The following is a 10162-nucleotide window of genomic DNA, read 5'->3' as shown; positions in this document are numbered from 1 at the left end:
GATACCTCTGCTCGGCCACGCTCAACTCCCTCATCCAGGGAGTGTCACGGATCAACCGAAGTAGGTGTCACGCATCAACCGAAACACTGTCACCCATCAGCCGAAGACGAAATGTCACACATCAGCCGAGGTCATAGCAGGCCTTGAGTGCCCCCGGCAGGATTCGAACCTGCGACACCGGCTTTAGGAGAGCCGTGCTCTATCCCCTGAGCTACGAGGGCGGACCGCCTGAGCTTACCGGCCGCTTGCGCACCGACGGGCTCAGCGCAGCTCCGCGATGACGTTCGCGAAGTTCTTGATGTGGTTGTCCTGCACTGTGACGGACGTGACCCCGTACTTCTCGCGGTAGAAGTTCAGCCGGTCGGCCATCTCGCGCGGCGTCCCACTCAGCACCGAGGTCTGCTCGAGCAGCTCCTCGTCGGACAGCTCCGGGGCATATTGGCGGGTCATCCTCAGGTCAGGCATGGTCTCACCTTCGGCCGGCAGAGCGGTGATCGCCAGGTTCAACTCCAGCGAGTCGAATCGGTCGCCGGCGGCGCTGCGGACGAACTCGATACGTTCGGTCAGCGGATCGTCGGCCTCCTTCACCCGCGAACCGGTCAGCCCGATGATGTGGGCGTGCTGGGCGGCGATGGTCAACACCCGGTCGCCATTGCCGGCGATGAGGATCGGCGTCTTCGGGTGATGCTCTTCGAGATAGTTCGTCATGTGTTTCAGGTAGTCGACCCGCGCGCCTGCGCTGGGATACGGCAGCTCGGCCGCCTCGAATTCCTCTCGCACGTAACCGGTTCCAAGCCCGATCTCGAGACGGCCGTCGCTCAGCTTGTCCACGTCGCCGAGGTCCCGGCTGAGCAGGGCCGGCTTGTAGAAGGCGGCGTTGAGCACATACATGCTGAGCTTGAGTCGCGTGGTGACCATGGCGGCCGCGGTCAGCGCGGCGATCGGGGAGGCCGCCCCCAAATGGTCCGGCACACAGAGAATGTCGAATCCGACATCTTCGGCACGCTTCACCTTCTCGACGAATGCCTCGCGCGATTTGATGAAGCGCATGCTCATTCCGAAACGAAAATCCTTGGCCACCAACAACTCCATTCAACAGATGAGGACAATTACCAGCTACGAGCCGCTTCCGCCAGGCCCTGCACCAGGGCGCTGGTCACCGGTGACAGCCCGTCACCGCCGGGCAACGGGCTGCGCGGGCTGATGCCGCGCACGCGCGGGGACAGCTCCAGCTGGGTACCGCCGTCGCGCACCCGGTTCACCGGGTTGCCCGGATGCAGCCCGCGCAACTCCGGCGGGATGTCCTCGAGGTCGGTGATCACCTGATAGCCGGTCAACTGGATGTGCCGGGCCAGGTGCGCGGCCAACGCACGGTTGCGCCCGCCGGCCAGCAGCTGGGTGCTGCGCCCGATGCGGCCGTAGCCGTGCAGCGACACCGCAACGTCGACGTGGTCGAGGAATTCGGCGAGCCGTGGTGACTCGGCCGGGTCGAATCGCGCCGACGGCAGGTGGTGCGGGTAGTGGTCGGGGTGACGCAGGACGTACACCGACGCGTCGGCGGCGTCGGCCGCGCGTTCGGCGATCACGTCGGTCATCTCCTCCAGCCCGCCGCCGTGGATGGCGAGGAAGCCGAAGCGCGAACGCAATTGGCTGGCCTCGCTCACCCCGGGTTCACTCAGCAACGCTGAAAGGGATTGCGGCGCAGGCCCGGACGCCAACGCACGCCGCGGCCAGCGTGCGGGATCCCAGCGGCGCAAGAAGTCGATCCAGCGTGGCGGCAAACCGTGCTCAACGGCACCGTCGATGATCTTGGGCAGGTAGCCAGGCCGGGGCGGACCCGGTGTCACGCGATGGTCGATGTAGACCCACGCCGGCGACGGCCCGACGTCGCTGTGCACGGTCAGCCGGTCCCGCCGGTAGCGCACCGGCACGCCTTCGGCGCTGTCGAGGGTCGCCAGGTCACCGTCGGAGATCTGCCAGATCACGCCATGCACCTGATTGCCGGCGCACGGTTCGACCGTGGCCACACCGCGCTGGTTGATCAACCAGTCGTGATCGGACAGGACGGCCGGCCGCGGATCGGCGGCGTCGGGACACCGCAGCGCCATCTGCCTGACGCACAGGTTCGAGCCATATGCGAAGTAGGCATGCCGGCGGGCCGGCATTTAGCCGGTCACCGTCAGCCAGATGAGCACCACGTTAAGCAGACTAATCATTACGCCGACGGCCCAACCAATAATCGTCGTGACGCGATGATTGGTGTCGTCACCCATCAGCTCGCGGTCACTGGTCAGCTTCACCAGGGGAAGGACCGCGAACGGTATGCCGAACGACAGCACGACCTGAGAGAGCACCAGGGCGCGCGTGGGGTCGAAGCCGAACGCGAGGATCGCCAGGGCGGGGCACACGGTGATCAAGCGGCGCAGCAGCATCGGGATCCGGCGGTGCAGCAGGCCTTGCATGATCATGGCGCCGGCGTAGGCGCCCACCGACGACGAGGCCAGCCCGGACGCCAGCAACCCCACGGCGAACAGCACCGCGATGGTCGGGCCCAGCGTGTGGTGGATCGCGGAGTAGGCGCCCTCGATGGACGCGCTGATGTCGCGGTGCTGCAGGTTGATCGCGGCGACCAGCAGCATCGCGGCGTTCACCGTTCCCGCGACGGCCATCGCCAGCACGACGTCCAACCGGGTCACCCGCAGCAGCAGGCGTCGATGCGCGCCCTCGGCGGGATGCCCGTGCCGGTCAAGCACCAGGCCCGAATGCATGTACACCGCGTGCGGCATCACGGTGGCGCCCAGGATGGCGGCGGCAAGCAGGACGCTCTCGGTGCCCCGGAATCGCGGCACCAGCCCGCCGAGCACGGCGTCGGGCGGCGGGGTCTTCACGAAGAAGCTGGCCGCGAACCCGATGGCGATGACCAGCAGCAGTCCGGTGATGACACGCTCGAAGATGATCTGCCCGCGCCGGTCCTGGATGGCCAGCAGCAGCAGGGACACTACCCCGGTGATGACCCCGCCGAGCAGCAGCGGCAAGTCGAACAGGATCCGCAATGCTATTGCGCCGCCGACGATTTCGGCCATATCCGTCGCGATCGCCACCAGTTCGGCCTGAGCCCAGTAGACCAGCCGGACCGGGCGGCTCATCCGCTTGCCGATGGCCGCGGGCAGCGAGCGTCCGGTCACCAGGCCGAGCTTGGCCGACAGGTACTGCACCAGGCCGGCCAGCGCGTTGGCCACCACGATGACCCACAGCAGCAGGTACCCGAACTGGGCGCCGGAGCTGACGTTGGCGGCGACGTTGCCCGGATCGACGTAGGCGATCGCGGCGACGAAGGCAGGCCCGAGCAGATACCAGCTGCTCTTGAGCGTGGCCTGGCTGCTCTGCGTCAACGTGCACCCTCGATTCACACGGCCGAATAAGAAAGTGAGGTTAGCCGAACACTGTGGGTACGCCGAAGGACACCCACTGGTGGTCCACGTCTCGCCGGGCGCCGGTGACGCCCTCGTCCCACGTGCACCCTGCTATACCCGCGGGTGCGGCCGCCTACTCGGGCAGGTAGAGCCCCTTGCCGGTGATCAGTGGCAGGTCGAGCGTCGTCACGATTCCCGGCTCGGCGGCCACCACGGCCGGAATCGCATTGACCACCCGCATCGCGGTGGCGACCAGCCCGGCGTGGTTGTGGTCGCCCTTGCGGCTGCTCAGGCAGATGTCCATGGCGTAGGACGGTTCGCCGGTGATCTCGATGCGGTAGGACCCGCCGTGCTGGGCGGGCTGTGGCCACTCGGGGCACAGGTCCTCGCGCAGCCGGGTGACGTGTTCCAGGACGACGACGGGGTCGCCGTTGACCATGCCGAACACCTCGAAGCGCAGCGCGGCGGCGCTGCCCTTCGGGATATGCCCCGACGTGATGTCGAAGTCCTCGGGCGCCGGCACCCGCACGTACTCCTGCGCGACCGAGTCGAGCGAGATGCCCAGGCCCGCCGCCAGCTGGCGCACCACCGAGCCCCATGCCAGGCTCAGCACGCCGGGCTGCAGCAGCATCGGGATCTCGTCGAGCGGCTTGCCGAAACCCATCACGTCGAACATGACGGCGGCGCTGTCATAGGTGGCGTAGTCGACGATCTCCATGCAGCGAATCTGCTGGATGTTCTGACAGGTGCCGGCCAGCGCCAGCGGCAGCAGGTCGTTGGCGAAGCCGGGATCGATCCCGTTGACATAGACGCTCGAATTGCCTTCGCGCGCAGCGTCTTCGATGGGCTTGATGAGCTCCTCGGGGATGACCTCCCAGGGGTATTGCAAGAAGACCGGGCCGCTGCCGACGATGTTGATGCCGGCCGCCAGGACCCGCCGGTAGTCCTCCAGCGCCTCGGGCAACCGGTTGTCGGCGAGCGCGTTGTAGACGGCGCATTGCGGTCCGGTGGCAAGCACGGCGTCGAGGTCGGTGCTGGCCAGCACGCCGGTCGAATCGGGAAGTCCGGCAAGCTCCGCCGCGTCCTTTCCGGCCTTGGCGTCCGATGACACCCAGACGCCCTTGAGGTCGAACGCCGGGTTGGTGATGAGCGCTCGCAGCGCGTGGACGCCGACGTTGCCGGTGCCTAATTGGACGACGGGGATTCCCATGACGGGCTCCTTAGTGGGTGGTTGGTTCACGACCGCGAGCAGACGCAAAGTCGCATGAACTGCGGGGCGCGCATGCGACTTTGCGTCTGCTCGCGCGTCAAGCGGTCACAGATCCGGGACGGGGATGTCGAGGTTGGGATAGGTGAGGCCGCCGTCGACCTCCAGCGTCTTACCGGTCAGGAAGCTGCCGGCCGGGGACGCCAAATACACTGCGGCCGCCGCGATGTCGACGGGATCGCCGAGCCGGCGCATGGGGGTGGCCTTCTCCATCGGCGCGCGCAGCTCGTCGTTGGATGCGACCACGTCCAGCGCGGAGGTGAGGATCGATCCCGGCGCGATCGCGTTCACCCGGATGCGCGGGCACAGGTCCAGGGCGGTCAGCCGGGTGTAGTGGGACAGCGCGGCCTTGGCGGTGCCGTAGGCGGCGAAGCCGCGGCCGGCCAGCCGGCCCATGGTGGAGGTGATGTTGATGATGCTGCCCTCACCGGAGTGCTCGAGCATGAGGGGCACCGACGCGACGGTCAACGCGTGGGCGGTGGCGACGTTGAAGGTGAACGCGTCCTTGAGGTCCTTGGTCGAGGTGGTCAGCAACGTGTTCGGCATGGTTCCGCCGACGTTGTTGACGACGATGTCTAGTCTCCCGAAGGCCTCCACCGCCTGGCCGGCCAGTTCCGCGGTGGCCTCCGGGTGGGCGAGATCGGCGGCGACGATGTGCGCCCGCCGGCCCGCCGCGCGAACCTGTTCGGCGACGCCTTCTAGTTGCGATTCCGTGCGCGAGGCGATGAGGACGTCGGCGCCCGCCTCGGCGAAAGCCAGCGCGATGGCCGCCCCGAGGCCGCGGCCGGCACCGGTGATGACGGCGACTTTGTCGTCGAGACGAAATCTGTCAAGGATCATTGCGGCCTCTCTTCGCCCAAGTTGTCAGCCGACACGGTAGCAAGCCGCGCCGTGTCGGATGCGGCATTTCTGGAACAGGTTCTACTTTTGCATATGGGCGAGGAGGCGCAATGCCCCACGCCCATTCCCGGCCCGCCGGAACCAATCGGTCGAAATTGTGTGTGGACACCGTGCGGGGACGGACTCGGCGCATCTCGCGTCCACTGCGAGAACATTCACCCGGCGTTAGCCTCTTAGTGCCGACCGTTTGGCCGGCGCGCACGGCTATCGAATGGTGACGATAATGTCCGAGTTTTTCCGTCGGGGAACATATTGGGGCTGAATCGATTTGGCGCCGCGCTGAGCGCCGCGACCGTCCTGGTGCTGTCCGGCTGTGGGAGTAATGACAATGCGGCGGGCGAACGTCCCGCGCCGGGCACGTCGGCCGCCAAGGTGGCCTGTGGCGGGGCCAAGTCGCTGAAGGCGAGCGGGTCGACCGCCCAGGCCAACGCGATGACCCGCTTCGTCAAGGCGTTCGAGCAGGCCTGCCCGGGCCAGACGCTGAACTACACGCCCAACGGCTCGGGCGCGGGAATCGGTGAATTCACCGGTAACCAAACCGATTTCGCGGGGTCCGACTCGCCGCTGGCCCCCATCGAATACTTCGCGGCGCGCCAGCGCTGCGGTTCGCCGGCGTGGAATTTGCCGGTCGTGTTCGGTCCGATCGCGATCAGCTACCACGTCAACGGAGTGACGTCGCTGAATCTGGACGGTCCGACGGCCGCCAGGATATTCAAGGGGGACGTCACCGCCTGGAACGATCCGGCCATTGCGGCGCTGAACCCGGGCGTCGCTTTTCCCGCCGAGCCAATCCGGGTGATCTTCCGCAACGACCAGTCGGGCACCACGGACAATTTCCAGAAATACCTGGATTCCGCGGCCAACGGCGTCTGGGACAAGGGCGTCGGCAAGACGTTCAACGGCGGTGTCGGTGAGGGGGCCAAGGGCAACGACGGCACGTCGGCGGCGGTCAAGGCCACCGAGGGGTCGATCACCTACAACGAGTGGTCGTTCGCCCTGGCGCAAAAGCTCAACATGGCCAGGATCGTCACCTCGGCGGGCCCGGACGCGGTGGCGATCAGCGCCGATTCGGTGGGCAAGACGATCGCAGGCGCGGACTTCACCGAGGAGGGCAACGACCTGGTCGTCGACACCTTCTCCTTTTACCGGCCGACCCAGCCCGGTTCCTACCCGATCGTGCTCGCGACGTACGAGATCGTCTGTTCGAAGTATCCGGATCCCCAGGTCGCAGCGGCCGTGAAGGCGTTCCTGCAAAGCACCGTCGGCGCGGGGCAGAACGGCCTGGCGGACAACGGCTACATTCCCGTTCCCGAGTCGTTCAAGTCCAGGTTGTCGGCGGCAATCGACGCAATTTCGTGACCCCTCCCGCCCCGGCGTGCGGCTCGCCCGCAAGCCGCCTTGGCCAGCGACAATCGGCCGACGGCAATTTGCCCAACGTTAACCTTCTTGCTGTTAGCTTCCTTGCTGCGAGAGACGGCTCGTCGCCGGACAGCGGCTAAGAGAACGTCGCCAATCACGTTTCATCCCTACCGTTAGGAAGTGACTTGAAACTCAACCGATTCGGTGCCGGGCTGAGCGTCCTGACCGCTGCTGCGCTGGCGTTGTCGGGGTGCGGAAGCGACAACAATGCCAACGGCGGGAGCGGCGGGACGAGCGGCTCGGCGTCGGGCAAGGTCAGCTGCGGCGGAAAGAAGACCCTGAAGGCCAGCGGGTCGACCGCCCAGGCCAACGCGATGACCCGCTTCGTCAACGCCTTCGAACAGGCCTGCCCAGGCCAGACGCTGAACTACACCGCCAATGGGTCGGGTGCCGGAATCAGTGAATTCAACGGCAACCAAACGGATTTCGGTGGCTCGGACTCGCCGCTCGCGGCCAAGGAATACGCCGCGGCGCAGCAGCGGTGCGGCTCCCCGGCGTGGAACCTGCCGGTGGTGTTCGGCCCGATCGCCATCACCTACAACGTCAAGGGCCTGAGTTCGCTGAGCCTGGACGGTCCCACCGCGGCGAAGATCTTCAACGGCGCCATCACGACGTGGAACGACCCGGCGATCGCGGCGCTGAACTCCGGTGTCACGTTGCCCGCCGAGCCGATCCATGTGGTGTTCCGCAACGACGAATCCGGGACCACGGACAACTTCCAGAAGTACCTTGACGCCGCCTCGAACGGCGCGTGGGGCAAGGGCGCCGGCAAGACGTTCAAGGGCGGTGTCGGCGAGGGCGCCAAGGGCAACGACGGCACGTCGGCGGCCATCAAGGCCACCGAAGGGTCGATCACCTACAACGAGTGGTCGTTCGCCGAGGCGCAGAAACTGGACATGGCCAAGGTCGTCACGTCGGCCGGCCCGGACGCCGTGGCGATCAGCGCCGACTCGGTCGGCAAGACCATCTCCGGCGCCAAGATCAGCGGGCAGGGCAACGACCTGGTGCTGGACACGCTCTCCTTCTACAAGCCGACGCAGCCCGGGTCCTACCCGATCGTGCTGGCGACGTACGAGATCGTCTGCTCGAAGTATCCCGACTCCCAGGTCGGCACGGCGGTGAAGGCGTTCCTGCAAAGTACGATCGGTGCGGGGCAGAGTGGCCTGGCCGACAATGGGTACATTCCCATCCCGGATTCGTTCAAGTCGAGACTGTCGGCTTCGATCAACGCCATCACGTGATTTGAGGTGGTCGTGACCCGAGGAGCGGTAGCCAGCCCGTCGACCACGGAAAAGCCCGCGCTCAAGGCGCTGGGGACACCGTCAGGTCGACGGGGTGACCGGCTGTTCAAGTCAGCGGCCGCCGCTGCCGGTTCGACGATCGTGGCCGCGATCGTGCTGATCGCGGTGTTCCTGCTGATTCGAGCCGTTCCGTCGTTGCGGGCCAACCACGCGAACTTCTTCACCAGTGCCCAATTCAGCACCACCGAGCCGGGCAAGCTCGCGTTCGGCATCCGCGACCTGTTGATGGTCACGGTGCTCAGCTCGCTCACCGCGCTGGCGCTGGCGGTGCCGATCGCGGTGGGAATCGCGGTGTTTCTCACCCAATACGCACCGAAGCGGCTGGCTCGCCCGTTCGGGGCGATCGTCGACCTGCTGGCCGCGGTGCCCTCGATCATCTTCGGGTTGTGGGGCATCTTCGTGCTGGCGCCCAAGATCGAGCCCGTCGCGGCGTTCCTCAATCGCCACCTGGGCTGGTTCTTCCTGTTCAAGCAGGGCAACGTGTCGCTGGCCGGTGGCGGCACCATCTTCACCGCGGGCATCGTGCTTTCGGCGATGATCCTGCCGATCATCACGTCGGTATCGCGTGAGGTGTTCCGGCAGACCCCGCCCATCCAGATGGAAGCGGCGCAGGCGCTGGGGGCCACCAAGTGGGAGGTGGTGCGGATGACCGTGCTGCCGTTCGGCCGCAGCGGCGTGATCGCGGCGTCCATGTTGGGATTGGGCCGGGCGCTCGGCGAAACCGTGGCGGTGCTGATCATCTTGCGTTCCGCCGCCCGCCCCGGAAACTGGTCGCTGTTCGACGGCGGCTACACGTTCGCCTCGAAAATCGCCTCGGCGGCAGCCGAATTCAGCGAACCGCTGCCCACCGGCGCCTACATCGCCGCGGGATTCGCGCTGTTCGTCTTGACGTTCGTCGTCAACGCGCTGGCCCGCGCCGTCGCCGGCGGGAAGGTCAACGGATGACGGTCAACGTGTTCGACCGGCCGGTCAAAGCACAGGCGTTCCGGCCCGTCAGCGTCCGGCGGCGGCTCACGAATGACGCGGCGACGGTCTTCTTCGTCGCCTCCTTCCTCATCGCGCTGGTGCCGCTGGTCTGGGTGCTGTCGGTCGTGATAGCCCGGGGCTGGTACGCGGTCACCCGGACGGGTTGGTGGACTCACTCGCTGCACGGCATCCTGCCGGAGCAGTTCGCCGGCGGGATCTACCACGCGCTGTACGGGACCGTGGTGCAGGCCGGGGTGGCAGCGCTGCTGTCCGTGCCGCTGGGGCTGATGACCGCGGTCTTCCTGGTGGAATACGGGTCGGGCCGGCTGGTACGGCTGACGACGTTCATGGTCGACGTGCTCGCCGGGGTGCCCTCGATCGTCGCCGCGCTGTTCATCTTCAGCCTCTGGATCGCCACGCTGGGATTCCAGCAGAGCTCGTTCGCCGTCTCGCTGGCGCTGGTCTTGCTGATGCTGCCGGTGGTGGTGCGGTCCGCCGAGGAGATGCTCAGGTTGGTGCCCGACGACCTGCGGGAGGCCAGCTACGCGCTCGGCGTACCCAAGTGGAAGACCATCTTGCGGATCGTGTTCCCGATCGCCATGCCCGGCATCGTCTCCGGCGTCTTGTTGTCCGTCGCGCGGGTCATCGGCGAAACCGCTCCCGTGCTGGTGCTGGTGGGCTACAGCCGCTCGATCAACGTCGACATCTTCCACGGGAACATGGCCTCGCTGCCGCTGCTGATCTACACCGAACTCACCAATCCCGAGCACGCCGGCTTCCTGCGCATCTGGGGTGCGGCGCTGAGCCTGATCATCATGGTCGCCGTGATCAACCTGATCGCGGCGGCGACCCGGTTCCTGGCGGCCCGCAGGCGCTGAGCACGCGCCCGGTCGGGT

9 protein-coding genes and 1 tRNA gene are annotated in these 10162 nt (G+C 66.7%); 4 read left to right on the top strand and 6 right to left on the bottom strand.

Translation table 11 applies throughout. The features are described 5' to 3' along the window. Positions 1 to 148 precede the first annotated feature (148 nt). From A5701_RS13045 to A5701_RS13020, 6 genes are all read right to left on the bottom strand, one after another. Positions 149 to 221: transfer RNA gene (locus A5701_RS13045), tRNA-Arg, on the bottom strand. 40 nt (positions 222 to 261) lie between these two features. Then, on the bottom strand, positions 262 to 1086 hold the full coding sequence (locus tag A5701_RS13040) for an LLM class F420-dependent oxidoreductase (RefSeq protein ID WP_082954798.1): 825 nt from the start codon (positions 1084 to 1086) through the stop codon (positions 262 to 264). Positions 1087 to 1109: 23 nt separating this feature from the next. Continuing rightward, positions 1110 to 2165: a poly-gamma-glutamate hydrolase family protein gene (locus A5701_RS13035; RefSeq protein ID WP_067753712.1), complete on the bottom strand. Its 1056-nt coding sequence runs from the start codon at positions 2163 to 2165 to the stop codon at positions 1110 to 1112. Further along, the gene (locus A5701_RS13030; protein WP_369807417.1) at positions 2166 to 3410 is read right to left on the bottom strand and encodes an Nramp family divalent metal transporter; all 1245 of its coding nucleotides are present in this window, start codon (positions 3408 to 3410) and stop codon (positions 2166 to 2168) included. Between the two features lie 136 nt (positions 3411 to 3546). Then, the gene (locus tag A5701_RS13025; RefSeq protein ID WP_067753706.1) at positions 3547 to 4623 is read right to left on the bottom strand and encodes a diacylglycerol kinase; all 1077 of its coding nucleotides are present in this window, start codon (positions 4621 to 4623) and stop codon (positions 3547 to 3549) included. A gap of 105 nt (positions 4624 to 4728) precedes the next feature. Continuing rightward, the gene (locus A5701_RS13020) at positions 4729 to 5520 is read right to left on the bottom strand and encodes an SDR family oxidoreductase (RefSeq protein ID WP_067753703.1); all 792 of its coding nucleotides are present in this window, start codon (positions 5518 to 5520) and stop codon (positions 4729 to 4731) included. Between the two features lie 312 nt (positions 5521 to 5832). On the opposite strand from A5701_RS13020, the gene pstS (A5701_RS13015) reads away from it, so the two are divergent. The 4 genes from pstS (A5701_RS13015) (at position 5833) to pstA (ending at position 10144) form a co-directional block, all read left to right on the top strand. Continuing rightward, entirely contained in the window at positions 5833 to 6939 is a 1107-nt protein-coding gene (pstS, locus tag A5701_RS13015) for a phosphate ABC transporter substrate-binding protein PstS (RefSeq protein WP_067753700.1), read from the top strand. Between the two features lie 185 nt (positions 6940 to 7124). After that, on the top strand, positions 7125 to 8240 hold the full coding sequence (pstS, locus tag A5701_RS13010) for a phosphate ABC transporter substrate-binding protein PstS (protein ID WP_067753697.1): 1116 nt from the start codon (positions 7125 to 7127) through the stop codon (positions 8238 to 8240). Between the two features lie 6 nt (positions 8241 to 8246). Beyond that, positions 8247 to 9245 (top strand): phosphate ABC transporter permease subunit PstC, encoded by a 999-nt coding sequence (gene pstC / locus A5701_RS13005; RefSeq protein WP_067753694.1) that lies wholly within the window; start codon positions 8247 to 8249, stop codon positions 9243 to 9245. After that, positions 9242 to 10144 (top strand): phosphate ABC transporter permease PstA, encoded by a 903-nt coding sequence (gene pstA / locus A5701_RS13000; protein ID WP_067753691.1) that lies wholly within the window; start codon positions 9242 to 9244, stop codon positions 10142 to 10144. The genes pstC and pstA overlap by 4 nt, the downstream gene beginning before the upstream one ends. Positions 10145 to 10162 lie beyond the last annotated feature (18 nt).

This window comes from Mycobacterium sp. E3305, from assembly GCF_001666785.1.
In the GTDB taxonomy this organism is placed as follows: Bacteria; Actinomycetota; Actinomycetes; order Mycobacteriales; family Mycobacteriaceae; genus Mycobacterium.
Note: the sequence above shows the minus strand (reverse complement) of the source record. Positions and strands in the feature narration are given on the sequence as shown.